8 protein-coding genes are annotated in these 15,058 nt (G+C 67.2%); all 8 read right to left on the bottom strand.

Features of this window, described 5'->3' with window-relative positions:
* Positions 1 to 9 precede the first annotated feature (9 nt).
* On the bottom strand, positions 10 to 1,788 hold the full coding sequence (gene mltG / locus BH683_RS13725; RefSeq protein ID WP_246833368.1) for an endolytic transglycosylase MltG: 1,779 nt from the start codon (positions 1,786 to 1,788) through the stop codon (positions 10 to 12).
* Positions 1,785 to 2,261: a Holliday junction resolvase RuvX gene (gene ruvX, locus BH683_RS13720; protein WP_084836827.1), complete on the bottom strand. Its 477-nt coding sequence runs from the start codon at positions 2,259 to 2,261 to the stop codon at positions 1,785 to 1,787. The genes mltG and ruvX overlap by 4 nt, the downstream gene beginning before the upstream one ends.
* The gene (gene alaS, locus BH683_RS13715; RefSeq protein WP_084836826.1) at positions 2,258 to 4,924 is read right to left on the bottom strand and encodes an alanine--tRNA ligase; all 2,667 of its coding nucleotides are present in this window, start codon (positions 4,922 to 4,924) and stop codon (positions 2,258 to 2,260) included. The genes ruvX and alaS overlap by 4 nt, the downstream gene beginning before the upstream one ends.
* 95 nt (positions 4,925 to 5,019) lie before the next feature.
* Positions 5,020 to 6,399 carry a replication-associated recombination protein A gene (locus BH683_RS13710; RefSeq protein ID WP_084836825.1) on the bottom strand — a complete coding sequence of 460 codons (1,380 nt, stop codon included), beginning with the start codon at positions 6,397 to 6,399 and terminating at the stop codon, positions 5,020 to 5,022.
* A gap of 12 nt (positions 6,400 to 6,411) precedes the next feature.
* Positions 6,412 to 7,560 (bottom strand): hypothetical protein, encoded by a 1,149-nt coding sequence (locus BH683_RS13705; protein WP_084836824.1) that lies wholly within the window; start codon positions 7,558 to 7,560, stop codon positions 6,412 to 6,414.
* 54 nt (positions 7,561 to 7,614) lie between these two features.
* Positions 7,615 to 8,526 carry a transglutaminase family protein gene (locus BH683_RS13700; RefSeq protein WP_084836823.1) on the bottom strand — a complete coding sequence of 304 codons (912 nt, stop codon included), beginning with the start codon at positions 8,524 to 8,526 and terminating at the stop codon, positions 7,615 to 7,617.
* Positions 8,523 to 11,198 carry a circularly permuted type 2 ATP-grasp protein gene (locus BH683_RS13695; RefSeq protein ID WP_084836943.1) on the bottom strand — a complete coding sequence of 892 codons (2,676 nt, stop codon included), beginning with the start codon at positions 11,196 to 11,198 and terminating at the stop codon, positions 8,523 to 8,525. The genes BH683_RS13700 and BH683_RS13695 overlap by 4 nt, the downstream gene beginning before the upstream one ends.
* A 77-nt stretch (positions 11,199 to 11,275) precedes the next feature.
* A complete protein-coding gene (locus BH683_RS13690) occupies positions 11,276 to 14,995 on the bottom strand; it encodes a transglutaminase family protein (protein WP_084836822.1) in 3,720 nt (1,239 codons plus the stop codon).
* Positions 14,996 to 15,058: the final 63 nt, after the last annotated feature.

Below are 15,058 nucleotides of genomic sequence, written 5' to 3'. Positions count from 1 at the left end.
CGACGTCAATCATCCACAGTTGGTCTTCAGCACACCGTTGTCGCACGCCTGTTGACGGTTCCGCTTGTGTTGCTCGAAGTCCTCGGTGAACAGTGTGGTCCCCTGCTGGTCGACGGAGACGAAGTACAGCCAGTTACCCGCAGGTGGATCGAGCGAGGCCTGCAGTGCAGGTTGGCCCACCGCTCCGATCGGCGTCGGAGGCAGTCCCTTCTGCTGGTAGGTGTTCCACTTGGTTGCCGCGGTGAAGTCATCGCCCGCGACGTCGATGTTCTGGATGGCCGAGGTGTAGTTCACCGTCGAGTCCATCTGTAGCGCCTGGTCGTCACCGAGCCGGTTGACGATCACCCGGGCGACCTTCGGGTAGTCCTCCGCCCGATTCACCTCACGTTCGACGACCGAGGCGGTCACCAGTGTCTGGTAGGGCGTCAGATTGCTGGTGGAGGTTCCCGATTCCGGCAACCCCCACTGAGCGAACAGGGACGCGCTCCGGGAGATCAGGTAATTGAGCATCTGCACCGGCGTCTGGGATGGGTCGATGGCCTCCCACGACGTCGGCGCGATCAAACCTTCGATCCGCCGGTGGTCACCGGTCAGCGCGGTCACCGCATCCGTCGCCCAGGACGGCACACCCAGCTCCTGTGGTGTCGCCGTGGCGGCGGCCTGGGCGAGTTCTTCGACGGTGACGCCGCTTTCCTCACCGTTGAGGTCGACGGTGGTCGCCTCGGCGACCCTGGCAAAGATACCCGGCGTCGTCTTTCCGTCGATACCTTCCTTGGTGTCGAGCTGCAGGCCCTCGGGGATGACGACCCTGCCCACCCTGTTCTCGGTGTTCGTCATCATCGCCACCGCCGTGCTGGCGGGGATCTCGGTGCGGAGCTTGTAGAATCCCGCCGATATCGGTTCGCCATTGGCCGCCGTGGTGAAGGCGTTGACGCTGGCCACCACGTCGTTCTCCGTGAGGATCTCACCGAACTTCGTCAGCGTCGCATCTTGCGGGATCTGCACGATCACATCGGCCGTACCTGCGGTGTTGGTGAAGTCCTTGTCGTCGGCGCCGAAGAACCCGACCACGCGCAGTCCCGCGTAACCGATGCCTCCGATCAGCACCACCATGAAAACGAGAGCGATCGAGATGACGACTCGGCGCCGCCGGCGTCTGCGTTCTGCAGCGGCGCTTCGTTTCGGCGAGCGGTCGTGGGCCGGCAACGGTCCCCCGTCGCGTTCGGTGGTGGAGGCGCCGACAGCGGCCTGCGCCCGCGAACTCCGCTCGCGGGCGTCGGCCTGCCTGCGGTCGTACTCGTCTCGACCGGGATCAGAGAACGGTCCCGGGGCGTCGTGCGTCGGCGCAGGGTCGTAGGCGTGTGGGGGCGGACCCTGACGGTCGAACCGAGGTTCGTGGCCGGTGGCAGGTGGCCGGAGGGGCCCGGAATCGACCGGGCCGCGCTCTCGGGCGGGCGGAGCCGCGGAAGAAGGTGGAGAAGCCCCCGGCGGCGGTGGGCGGCGGCCATCGTCGGACCCGGGTGGAGACCACGGCGAGCCGGCCGCCGGTGGGCTGCCCCGGCCGGGCGGGTTACGACGAGAGGCACCCGGATCTTGCAGCGGGATGACCCGGGGACCGTGACGACCACCGGAGCGAGGCGCGCCATCGCCATGGGTGAAGTACCGCAGCCGCTCGGGGTCCGGGTGTCCACCGGACCGCCGTCGGCGGTGGGCCGCCCGCTCCTGCTGTTCTGTGCGGTCGCCGTGGCCGGGATCGTCAGGCGGTCCCTCGGATCGATCGTCGTTCACCCGAGACCTTCCTGACGGCCCGACTCCAGATCGTGGCGATGTGTCTGTAAATCCAACCATCCCTGCAGGATCGCGACTGCGGCAGCCTGATCGACCACGTTCTTTTGCGCCTTCGCGCGCACTCCCGACGAGCGCAGGGCCTGCTGGGCCGTGATCGTGCTGAGCCGCTCATCGCTGTACAGCACCGGTACCGGGGAGATCCGTTCTCCCAGCGCCGTGCCGAACTCTGTGGCCAGGGCGGCCGCGTGGCCGTGCTCGTCACGCAGGGTCTTGGGCAGCCCGACGATCACCTCGACGGCCTCGTACTCGTCTACGATCGCGGCGATACGACGCAGGTCACCGTCGGCTTTCGGTGTGCGCGCCACTGTCTCGACCGGAGTGGCGAGTATGCCGTCGGGATCGCACGAGGCGACCCCGATGCGGACACTTCCGACATCGATGGCCAGCCGCCGTCCGCGCGGCGTCAAGGTCATCGAATCTCGCCGACCAGTTCGCGCAGGCGCGCCAACGCCGGGCCGATCCCCGCTGCGTCCGACCCCGAGCCCTGCGCCAGGTCTGGTTTGCCGCCACCCCGACCCGACACCAGTGGAGCGAGTTCGCGTACCAGGTCACCGGCCTTGATGCCTCCGCTGCGGGCGGATTCAGTCGTCGCGATGGCGAACGGCACCTTGTCCCCGGAGGCCGAGAACAGTGCCACCACAGCGACATCCGACGCCACCCGGCCGCGCAGGTCAGCCGCCAAGGTGCGCAAGTCGCCCGCGTCCAGCCCGTCGAGCGACCCGGCGACCACCAGGACGTCGCCGACCCGGTGAGCATCGTCGATCAGCGATCCGACCGAGGCGCGGGCGGCGTCGGCCCGCATCTTCTCGATCTGTTTCTCGGCTTCCTTGAGCTTGGTCACCAGGTTCTCGACCCGGGCGGGGACCTGGTCGCTCGGAACCTTCAGTGACGAGGCCAATCCGGCGAGCAGGGAGCGTTCCTTGGCGAGATATCGGTAGGAGTCGAGTCCCACGTAGGCCTCGATCCGGCGCACGCCCGACCCCACCGACGATTCGCCGAGCAAGGTGACCGGCCCGACCTGCGCCGAGGTCGAGACGTGCGTCCCGCCGCACAGTTCCATCGAGAAGGGGCCACCCATCTCCACCACCCGCACCACGTCTCCGTAGTTCTCACCGAACAGCGCCATCGCGCCCATCGCCTTGGCCTCGGTCAGGCCGGTCTCGAAGGTGTTGACCGGATAGTTGGCCTCTACCGCCGAGTTGGTGATCTCTTCGATCTCTGCCCGCTGGGACTCGGTGACCGGTCCCGATGCGCTGAAGTCGAAACGCAGGTATCCGGGCCGGTTGAGCGATCCGGCCTGGGTGGCCGAGGGACCGAGTACCTGGCGGAGTGCGGCGCCGACCAGGTGGGTTCCCGAGTGACCCTGCGTCGCGCCGTGGCGCCAGGCGTTGTCGACCTGGGCGAGTACGTCGTCACCTTCGGTGATCTCACCGTCGTCGACGACGGCTTTGTGCAGCCAGACCGACTTTCCGAGCTTCTGAACATCTTTGACGGTGACGCGTAGGCCTGCCGACGTGGTGATCGTGCCGATGTCGGCGATCTGCCCGCCCGCTTCGGCGTACAGGGGGCTCCGGTCGAGGATCACCTCGACCGTCTGCCCCTTCGACGCGCTGCGCACCCGGCCGCCGTCGGCCACGAGCCCCAACACCCGTGCCTCGGTGGCGAGTTCATCGAATCCGGTGAACAACGTCGGGCCACGGTCCAGGAACTCGCGGTAGACGCTCAGGTCGGCATGACCCGATTTTCTCGCTGTGGCATCGGCCTTGGCGCGGTTGCGCTGCTCGGCCATCAATGCGGTGAAGCCCTCGCGGTCCACCGCGAGCCCGGCTTCTGCTGCCATCTCGAGCGTGAGGTCGATCGGGAAACCGTAGGTGTCGTGCAGGGCGAATGCGTCGCCGCCGCTGATCCGCGTTGCGCCGGACGCCTTCGTCGCGGCCGCGGCGTCGTCGAACAACTTCGAACCGGCCGACAGGGTCTTGAGAAAGGCGTCCTCTTCGCCGACCGCGATGGAGACGATGCGTGAACGTTGTTCCGGCAGATCGGGATACGAACTCGCCATGGTGTCGATGACGGCCTCGATGAACTCACCCATCGTCGTGCTGCTCGCGCCGAGGAGTCGGGCGGACCGGACGATGCGACGCAACAGCCGGCGCAGTACATAGCCCCGTCCGTCGTTGCCCGGGGTGATGCCGTCGGCGATGAGCATCACTGCCGTCCGCGAGTGATCGGCGATGACCCGGAACCGGATCGCATCCGCAGCATTGGAGGCGGTATAGGTCCGGCCGGTCAGGCGTTCGGCGACTGCGATGACCGGGGCCAGCAGGTCCGTTTCGTACACGTTGTCGACGCCCTGCAGGATGCACGCGACGCGTTCGATACCGAGCCCGGTGTCGATGTTCTTCTTGGGAAGCGGTCCGAGGATCTCGTAGCCTTCTTTGCCGCCACCTGGTCCACGCTGGTTCTCCATGAAGACGAGATTCCAGATTTCGATGAAGCGGTCCTCATCGGCCTCGGGACCACCGTCGACCCCGTACTCCGGGCCACGGTCGTAGAAGATCTCCGAACAGGGTCCACACGGGCCCGGTACGCCCATGGACCAATAGTTGTCCTTCAGGCCACGGCGCTGGATCCGCTCGGCGGGCACCCCGATCTCGTCCCGCCAGATGGCTTCGGCCTCATCATCGTCGAGATAGACGGTCGGCCACAGTCGTAGCGGATCGATACCGAAGCCGCCCTCCGTGACCGGGTTGGTCAACAGGGTCCACGCGAACGTGATCGCCTCGCGTTTGAAGTAATCGCCGAAGGAGAAGTTGCCCGCCATCTGAAAGAAGGTGTTGTGGCGGGTGGTGATACCCACCTCCTCGATGTCGAGGGTGCGGACGCACTTCTGAATGCTCGTCGCCCGGTCGTACGACGGTGTCTGCTCGCCCAGGAAATACGGTTTGAAGGGCACCATGCCGGCGTTGACGAACAGCAGGTTCGGATCGTCGAGGATCAACGACGCGCTGGGTACCTCTGTGTGCCCGGCCTTGATGAAGTGATCCAGGAACCGCTTCCTGATCTCATGCGTCTGCACTGGGGGTCCTCACGTTTCGACTGCAGTTGTCACACGCCCGCGAACGAGCCGAATCCACCCTACTGGCACCACCGCGTCCAGTCCGTCATCGCCCGTCATCGCCGACCGCGGACGATGTTGCGCAACCGGCCGAGACGGGGGCCGATCTCCCGCTCGTGGCCGTGGTCTGTCGGGATGTAGTAGTCGACTCCGACGAGTTCGTCCGGCGGGTACTGCTGGGTCACGACCCCGCCGGGATCGTCGTGCGGATAGCGGTATCCGACTGCGTTGCCGAGTTTGGCGGCGCCCGCGTAGTGACCGTCGCGGAGATGGGCGGGTACCGCTCCGGCCTTGCCCCCCTCCACATCGGCGACCGCGGCCCCGATCGCGGCGACCACGCCTGCCGACTTCGGCGCGGTCGCGAGGTGAATGGTGGCCTGAGCCAGCGCCAGGCGCGCTTCGGGCATACCGATTAGCTGTACTGCCTGTGCCGCAGCGGCTGCGGTCTGCAACGCGGTCGGATCTGCCATCCCGATGTCTTCGCTCGCGTGGACGACAAGCCTGCGCGCGATGAACCGAGGATCTTCCCCCGCGCTGATCATCCGGGCCAGATAGTGCAGGGCCGCGTCGACATCCGACCCGCGAATGGATTTGATGAACGCACTGATGACGTCGTAGTGCTGATCGCCGTCGCGGTCGTACCGCACCGCTGCGCGGTCGACCGCGGACTCCACGTGGGCGAGCGTGACCGCTACGGCCTCATCGTCGCCGCTGCCCGCGTCGGACAAAGCCGTGTCGGCGGCGGCCTCGAGCGCAGTCAGTCCGCGGCGGGCGTCACCCGCCGAGATCTTCTCCAGATGATCGAGCGCGTCCTCGTCGATCGTGACGGCGCCCGCGAGCCCGCGTGGGTCGGCCGCTGCCCGTATCAACAGCTTTCGGATGTCCGGACCACCGAGCGAGCGCAACTGCAACACCAGCGATCGCGAGAGCAGCGGCGCGACCACCGAGAACGAAGGGTTCTCCGTCGTCGCCGCCACCAGCAGCACGATCCGGTTCTCCACCGCGTCCAGCAGCGCATCCTGCTGGGTCTTGGAGAAGCGGTGGACCTCGTCGATGAACAGCACCGTCTGCGTCCCCGAGATCAGCCGTCGGCGGGCTGCATCGATCACGGCCCGCACCTCTTTGACGCCCGATGAGAGTGCCGACAGCGCCTCGAAACGGCCACCGGCGGCCGCAGAGATCAACGCCGCCATCGTCGTCTTACCCGTCCCGGGAGGACCGAACAACAAGACCGACGCCGCGCCCGAACCGTCGATCAGCCGCCGCAGCGGCGATCCGGACTCGAGCAGATGCTCTTGCCCGACAATCTCTTCGAGTGTGGCCGGACGCATGCGCACGGCCAGCGGCGCGCCGGCGGTAGGTCGTGGCAATCCGGCGGTGATCGTGGCGGGCGGCGCTTCGGGGGCGGCGAACAGGCCACCCTGATCGTCAGTCATCACAGGTGTTGATCAGTGCAGCCACGAGGAGTCGAGCGCCTGACCCACGGTGTCGGCGAAATCGCCCAATCGCGGTGCGTCCGCGCGGCGCGCAGCGTCGGCAAGACCGGCCCAGCGGTCCACGATCACGCGAGGATCGGAGGTACTCAGCGCGAGGCCGTGGGGCTCGTCCGCGCGACCCACATCGGACTCGTCCACCGGAAGCATCCACATCGTGGACAACCACACCCAGGCCAGCCGAGCAAGCACGGTCTTGCGGGCGAGTTCGCGGTCCGATCCCAACGCCGGCCAGATTCCTTGGACCTCGGAGCGCCACGCATCGATCATCGCGGTTTCGAGATCCACCCGACGGGCGCCGGTGTCGCCGGACAGCCACGGGGTGAATGTCACCAGCGCGTAAGCGATGTCGAGCGAGGCGTCCCGGAAGCCACCCCACTCGTAGTCCATGAACTGCACACCCTCGTCGTTGATGAGGATGTTCTCCGGTCCGACATCGGAGGGGCTGAACGCACGGTGCTCACCCTCCCGGAACAGCTCACCCGCCTTCTCCAGCGCGCCGAGCACCTCAGGGTCGATCGCGAGGCCGAACACATCGGCGATCACCCGCGGAGCGGCGCGGACCGCAGCATCGAACTGCGCGCGGAGCGCATCCACTGCGATGCCCTCGGCGCCCTGCCGCAACAGCGCGGCGAAGTCGTTCTCGCCGCCCACCGTTGCGGCATGCATCCGGCCGAGCGCCTGTCCCCATGCACTGACCGCGTTGGACGTGGCCACCACATCGTTGCTGCCGAGCAGCTCGGTCATCGACCTGCCGTCGCCGAGGTCGCTGAGCACCAGCACCCTGGCCCGCAGGTCGAACGCTATCAGGGCAGGTCCCGGGCGCGACTCCGTCGGCAACGCCGTCGCGTATTTATACGATGCAACCTCACGGATGAACGCCTCGCCCGAGATGGCGTCGCCGTCGCCGAGCACCTTGATCACCAGCGTGCGATCGCCGGAGAACGGGTTCTGCGCAACGCGCACCCGCACGACTTCGGTGCGCCCACTCCCGCCGAGGTCTTGGGGGTCGGCTAAGGACACCGGGGAGCCGGCGCGAGCGGCCAGAAGCCGCTCGGCTGCCTGCACCGCGCCGGTGATGTGGCTATCGGCTAGAACAGTCATCCCCTACAACGTACCCAACTGTGCCGCGAACCATAGTCGATAAGGCAACTCGTGTCAGGGAACCGGGGAGACATCCACCGAGACATCGATTTTGCTCCTGCGGGATTCGGTGTAGATCACACCTCGCAGCGGCGGTACATCCTCGTAGTCGCGTCCCCACGCGACGGTGACGTGCCGTTCGCCGACCAGGGTGTCGTTGGTCGGGTCGAAGGCGATCCACCGGTCCCCCGGCAGCCACACCGCCGCCCAGGCATGGGACGCATCCGCACCGAAGATCCGTTCCTTTCCCGGCGGTGGGTCCGTGGCGAGGTATCCGGACACATAGCGGGCAGCGAGACCCTGCGACCGCAGACAGGCGATCGCCACCCGGGCGAAATCCTGGCAGACCCCTTCCCGACGGTCCAGGACGGTCTCGACCCGGGTGCTGATCTGGGTCGAGCCCGATCGATAGGTGAAGTCACGAAAGATCCGTCGGGTCAGTTCGATCACCACATCGATGAGAGGCGCGCCGGGGGTGAAGATCGCCGCGGCGTAGTCGCGTACGGAGGGGCTGATCTCCGGAGGGAACAGGTCCAGCCGGAATTCGACCGCCCGAGCCGACGCCGGGCCGAGGGGCCGGGCGTCTTCCCACGGACCGCGCGCGGCCGGTGAGTCCAGCAGCCCGCGGTCTGCCGGATCGACCTCCACCGTGGACATGCCGGTGACCTCGAGGCGACGGTGGGGTGTGCGGACGTGGAAGTAACTGTCGGAGTTGCCGTAGATGTCCACTCCGGTCGACCGGTCGGACGGTTCCGGGTCGATCTCGATCTCGCTGGTCAGCACCCGCTGCCCGGGCAGATCACGGGGCTGCAGATACGCGCGACCGTACGAACTCGACACCACGTTGTCGTAGTCGTACCTCGTGCGGTGGGTGACCCGGTAGCGGCGGGTAGCAGGCTGCTGCGACCGACCGTTCTCCTCGTTCACAGTCGCACCTCCGATCCCGCTCCCCACAGCGGCTGCATCTCCACGGGGTAAGCGAAACGGGTGCGCCCCAACACGTCCGAGATCTCCCGCAGACCCGAGTTCAGCGTGCGCATCAGTTCGTCGAGTTCGACCCGCCTGCCGCCGGCACCGATGGCTGCGAGGTCGACCGGGTCGACGCGACGCAGTTCGGAGACCAGGTCCTCGGCGACACGTTCGGCAGCGGCAGAACGGACGTCGGCAGGCAACGACATCAGATCGTCGCGCAAGGTGGCCAACTGGTAGATCATCGCTCGCGGATTTCCCTCGTCGAAGAGCATGAGCGCCGCGACCGATCCCAGCCGGACGATCCCGCGGTTGCGCCGCCGATAGATGATCGCTGATTCGTTGGCCACCAGATATGCCTCGAGCAGTCCCTGTTCGGTGTCCGCGTCGCGCTGCGTCACCAAGACGGCCGCAGTGAGCGCGGCGAGCACCTGAGCGCGCTCGATCCGGCGGCCGATGTCCATGAACAGCCAGCCGGCGTCGTGGACCATCGATTCGGCCTGCAGCCCGGCCAATGCCAGCAATCCGTGCAGGATGTCGTCTTGCGCCCGGCCCAGACCTGATCCGTCCAGATCCGGTTCGTCGGCTTCGGGTTCGAGTGCGGGGTACGGTCCGAGCTCGGTGAGTGCGCGGTCGACCGCGCCCAGCACCATCCAGGTACTCGTCGAGAGCTGGTCCCGCACCGCCCTGGCGAGTTGCTGCATGCGGTCCACCGCAAATGCCACAGACCCCGGGGACCGGCGCGCACTGGTCATGGCGCGCAGGCGGAGCGTCGCCGCCTGGACCTCGTCCGGCTCCGGAGCGCCCTCACCGGAGTCATCACCGATGTTCTTGGCACCCCTGACGATTCCGCCCGTTCCGGTGGTCGTCGCGACCGCGGCAAGGAACAGGGGTATGGACGCCGTCCCGGTCATCCACGGCCGGTAGCGGTAATCCTCGTAACGCTCACGCGCGACCCTGACCATCCGCGTCGTCAGCTCGGCGCGTTCGCCGTAACGGCCGAACCAGAACAGATCCGACAACACGCGGGGCGAACTGACCACGGGCGCATCGGAACCGCGATACGCCGCAGAGGAATTGCCGCCCCCTTCGATCGCCGCGTCCCGCACGGGCCGGTCCGGCGATTCGGGCACCCGGGCCTGAGTACTCGACGGCTCCACCGTCGTCACCCAGACGTCCTTGCCCGCAATGGTCGTCATCGCCGATCCGGCGGGTCCGTCGGCCAGGACATGACCGAGACCACCGGGCATCACCGCGTAGCCCGATCCCTGGGCGACGCTGAACGTCCGGATACCGACCGGTGCCGGTCGCAGCGGCGAGCCGAGCGCGGTAGGCCGATACGGTCCCGGAGTCGTCGACGGGGCCACCGAGAACGGCGTCAGTCGCCGCCCGACCCATTGCCACGGCTCGGCCTCGATGCGGGCGACGAGGGCTGAGCGGTCTCCGCCGGACAGCTCCGGCCCCAGTGACTCCTCGCCGGTCCGGAAGTTCGTCAACGTCATGTCCGACAGCTCTGCCACCAGCTTCGAGCGCTGCAGATTGTCGCCGGCCCAATAGGTTTCGACCGAGTTCAGCAGCAGGGTCTCGTCGAGCAGAAACCGGCTCGCCGCCGCGAGGACGGTGTTCAGGGCGGGATTCTCCACCACAGCGCTGCCCAGGGTGTTGACGACCGTGACCGCGCCCCGTGAGATCGCTTCGACCAGTCCGGTGACGCCGAGCCTCGAGTCGGTCCGCAGATCGAGCGGATCGGAGTAGCTCGAGTCCACGCGGCGCAGGATGACGTCGAGGCGTTTGAACTTGCCGAGCGAGCGCATGTAGACAGCCCCGTCGCGGACCACCAGGTCGGCCGCCTCCACCAGGGGAAACCCGAGTATCGACGCAAGGTACGCCTGATCGAACGCCGTCTCCGACAACGAGCCCGGGGTGAGCACGGCCACGGTGGGGTCCTCGATACCTTGCGGTGCGTACTCGAACAATGCCAGTCGCAGCGTGGCGGCGAACGCGGCCGTCGGTCGCGGGACGCAGCGTTGGAACAGGCGCGGGAACGCGCGCGACATCAGGCGGCGATCAGCGATCGCGTAACCGATACCGGACGGCGCCTGCGCCCGGTCGGCGAAGGCGAGGTAGTCGCCATCGGACGCACGGCCGATGTCGCAGGCGTGCAGGAACAGACTGTGCCTCTGCGTCTGAGGAAACCGGGCCGCTTTCCGGATGTAGCCCGGATGTCCGTAGACCATCTCGGGCGGCAAGATCCCCGCCGTCAGGGTTCGCTGATCCGAATAGATGTCAGAGAGCAGCGCGTCGAGGACCCGTGCGCGCTGCGCGATCGCCTTCTCCAGTTCCTGCCACTGCGCGCCGTCGATGAGAAGTGGTACGCAGTCGAGTTGCCACCGTCGCTGCTGAGTCCCGGATCCGGCCGGAGCGTTGTAGGTGATCCCGTCGTCGTCGACGAGTGTCCGCACGCGGCGGTCGGCCTGACGCAAGCCCTCGTCGCCGAGGCGTTCGTAACCTTCGATCAGATCGGCCCATTGGCCACGCAACGCCCCGGCCCCGTCGAGCAGTTCGTCGAAGGTGCCGGTCGGCGGTGCGGTCACGGTGCCCGCGGACGTCGCGTCCGCGTTGCGCGGCATGGCGGCCAGATCGAACAATCCGAACCGGTCAGACCGATATCGGTCCAGAATTCCGGTGGGTTCAACCCTGGGCGATGTCACCGAAGGACTGTACGTGCTCGCCGTAGGTCGAGAATCATCGGTACGCAGGAATCGGTCGCGAGTCGGGCAGCGAATTCGCGCAGCTTGGCCGTGTCCACGGCGTCGGCCCGGTGACCGGAGGCCTCGAACCGGCCGTTGCGACGTGACTCGGCCTCCACCGCGTTGACCGGCGGGCGCTCGTACGCCCGGCCCCCTGGATGGACGACGTGGTACTTGGCACCGCCGACCGAGCGACCGTTGTGTGTGTCGACGAGGTCGAACACGAGCGGGGTGTCGATGGTGATCGTGGGGTGGAGCGCACTCGGAGGCTGCCACGCCCGGAACCTGATCCCGGCCACCGACTCCCCCGCCCGACCGGTACCGGTCAGCGGAACGGGGACCCCGTTGCAGGTGAGGATGAACCGGTTGTTGTCGCCGCCGAGCACGCGCACCTGCACCCGCTCGATCGAAGAGTCGACGTAGCGGGAGGTACCACCGGCGGTCGACTCCTCGCCGAGGACGTTCCATGGCTCGATCGCGCCACGTAACTCGATCTCGACGTCGCGGATGTGGACGGTTCCCAGGCGCGGAAAGCGGAACTCGGTGAACGGCGCGAGCCAGGCGGTGTCGAAGTCGTATCCGGCCTCACGGAGATCCTCGGCCACGTTCGCGATGTCGTCGATCACGTAATGCGGCAACAGGTGTCGTCCGTGTAGGTCGGCGCCGTGACGTTGCAGCCGCGCCCGGTACGGGTCGTCCCAGAACCACGAGACGAGACTGCGGACCAGTAGCGACTGCACCATGGCCATCTGGTGGTGCGGCGGCATCTCGAAGCCGCGCAATTCCAGCAGCCCGAGCCTGCCGCGGGTGGAGTCGGGACTGTACAGCTTGTCGATGCAGAACTCGGCCCGGTGCGTGTTGCCCGTGATGTCCGTGAGCAGGTGGCGCAGCGCTCGGTCGGTCACCCACGGCAGGTGGTATCCGGTGGCGCCCGCCTGGATCTCCTCGGAGATCCGGTCGATCTCGGCGAACGCGATCTCGAGTTCGTAGAGCGCACTCTCGCGCCCCTCGTCGGCGCGCGGTGCCTGTGAGGTGGTGCCGATGAACCGCCCGGAGAACAGGTACGACAGCGACGGATGCAACTGCCAGTAGGTGAGCATGGAGACGAGCAGATCCGGACGCCGCAGCATCGGAGACTCGGCCGGGCGGATACCACCGAGCGTGATGTGGTTGCCGCCACCGGTCCCACCGTGGCTGCCGTCGAGGTCGAACGACTCGGTGCCGAGCCGAACCCGCCGGGCCTGGTCGTACAGGGTCTCGAGGAGCTGTGATTGTTCGGAAAACGACGAGGTCGGCTGGATGTTCACCTCGATCACCCCTGGGTCAGGGGTGACTGTCATGGAGGTCAGACGTGGATCCGCGGGCGGGCCGTAACCCTCGACGACGACAGGTTTCCCGATCTCGGCCGCGCTGCGCTCGACCAGGTTCAGCAACTCCGCGAAATCATCTCCGGTCTCGGTCGGTGGCAAGAACACGTAGAGCACCCCGCCACGTTCTTCCGCGACCAGCGCGGTCACCGCACGCCCACTGGGGTCTACGAGGTCCGCCGGAGACCCGGTCTCGGTGGACCGATCCACGGTACCGGCCTGCGACTCCTGCTCACGAGCGGCCTCTTCGGCAGCGGCAGCATCCTGTGCCTCCTGCGCGGCCCGCACCGCCGCAGCCCTGGCCCGTTCGATCTGCATCTCCGGGGTGATCCACAGGGGCTCGCCGTCTCCGCGTGTGCCCTCGGGCGTCGACGATGTCCCGGGACGCGGGCGCGGCAGGATTTCGCCGGCCATCCCGGTCGGCGGCGCCTTAGGAGCAGCGGCGTCCGGTTCGTCCGACTCCTGGGCCGCCGGGTCGGTCGCTTCCGGCGGTGCAGGGAACTCCGGCAACACTGTCAGGTCCGGCAAAGGCTCGATGTCGAAGGCTGTGGGGTCGGCCTGGAAGAACTGCGGTTGCCCCTCCCAGAAGAGGGCACTGAGCGGCAGTCGAAGCCCGGCGGGGGAATTACCCGGACTCAGGACGAGTCGCCCACGACGGGTACGCCACAGCGAGCTGACCCAGCCGGTCCCGCGCGGGGCACGGCTGATCGGCAACAGGTACGCCGTGGGTGTACTGACCGACGAATCGAGTTCGGCCAGGAGCTGCCGACGCCGATCGTCGGTGTCTGTCTCGGGATCGATGTCCTTCTCGACGGCCGCGGTCGCCTCCGCCTCCGCCTCCGGCGGCACCCCGACCGGTAGGCGGACCAGTTCGGCCAATCGCAGCAGCGGGTCCTCGTAAGCTGGCACGACCTGCGAATCAGGCAGTCGCAATCGTCGTGCCAGGGCTTCGATGAATGCCTTGGGCGACTTCGCCGTCGCCGGATCCGACGGTCCCAGTCCGCCCGGAGACTGCCAATCGATGGTCGTCTGCGCGGCGGCCTTCGTCGGCCACGGATCGTCCAAGAGGTCCGGATTGCTCCACAGGGCTTTGCCGTCCGCGCGCCAGATCAGGTCGATCTGCCAGCGCGGCAGCGGCTCGCCGGGATACCACTTGCCCTGCCCCCGCTGCACCAGGCCCGACGGTGCGTAGATCTTCTTGAGTCGATCCGTGAGGTCGGACGCCAGCGAGCGCTTGTGGGGACCGTCCGCAGCGGTGGTCCATTCCGGATCGACCTGGTTGTCGAGCGAGACGAAGGTCGGCTCTCCACCCACGGTCAGCCGGACATCGCTGGCGGCCATCCGGGCATCGAGGTCGCCGCCGAGGTCGACGATCTTGCCCCATTGGTCGGCGGTGTACGGCAGCGTCACCCGCGGGTCCTCGTGGAATCGGGTGACCTCGTTCGAGAAGTCCATCACCGCATGACATTTGCCGGTGGCTCCCGTGATCGGCGCCGCCGCGCCGGGGTGAGGTGTCGCGGCCAGCGGGATGTGGCCTTCTCCGGCGAACAGACCCGACGTCGGATCCATGCCCACCCAGCCGGCGCCGGGCAGGTACACCTCGGTCCACGCGTGCAGGTCGGTGAAGTCGGCATCGGGCCCGGACGGGCCGTCGATCGACTTGATGTCCGAGGTGAGCTGGACCAGATACCCGGAGACGAAACGGGCGGCCAAGCCCAGCCTGCGCAGGATCGCGACGAGTAACCAGGCCGAGTCCCGGCATGAACCGATGCCACTGTCGAGGGTGAACTCTGGTTCCTGGACACCGGCTTCGAGTCGCACCGTGTAGCGGACGTCGTCGCGTACCGCACTGTTGAGCGCGACGAGGTAGTCGATGATCCTGGTCTTGCCGGTCACCCGATGGTCTTCTACCCATTTGGTCACGAGCGGATCGTCGCCCGCCGAGTCCACGGGCCGCAGGTAGACCTCGAGGTCCCGCCGCAGCTCCTCGGGGTAGGCGAATCCGACGTGCTCGGCGAACTCTTCGATGAAGAAGTCGAAGGGGTTGATCGAGGTCAGATCGGCCACCAGGCCGACGGTGAAGCTCAGGACACTTGTCGGCTCCGGGAACACCAGTCGCGCAAGATAGTTGCTGAACGCGTCCTGCTGCCAGTTGATGAAGTGTTCAGCAGGCTCGACCTTCAGCGAATAGGCCTCTATGGGAGTGCGTGAATGCGGTGCCGGACGCAGCCGCAGCACATGCGGATAGACCTTCGTCAACCTGTCGAAGTTGTACGTGGTCCGGTGTTCGAGTGCCACCTTGATGGTCAACGACCAATACCTCCATGCGCCGGTAAAACCCTGGCTGCAAGTTCATCACAAGTTCGGCGATGA

This window comes from Williamsia sp. 1138 (genome assembly GCF_002095435.2).
GTDB lineage: Bacteria > Actinomycetota > Actinomycetes > Mycobacteriales > Mycobacteriaceae > Williamsia.
Note: the sequence above shows the minus strand (reverse complement) of the source record. Positions and strands in the feature narration are given on the sequence as shown.

Coding starts and splice junctions, on each gene's coding strand:
- ruvX (WP_084836827.1), bottom strand. CDS start 2,261: ATGACCTTGACGCCGCGCGGACGGCGGCTGGCCATCGATGTCGGAAGT.
- BH683_RS13705 (WP_084836824.1), bottom strand. CDS start 7,560: ATGACTGTTCTAGCCGATAGCCACATCACCGGCGCGGTGCAGGCAGCC.
- BH683_RS13710 (WP_084836825.1), bottom strand. CDS start 6,399: ATGACTGACGATCAGGGTGGCCTGTTCGCCGCCCCCGAAGCGCCGCCC.
- BH683_RS13695 (WP_084836943.1), bottom strand. CDS start 11,198: ATGCCGCGCAACGCGGACGCGACGTCCGCGGGCACCGTGACCGCACCG.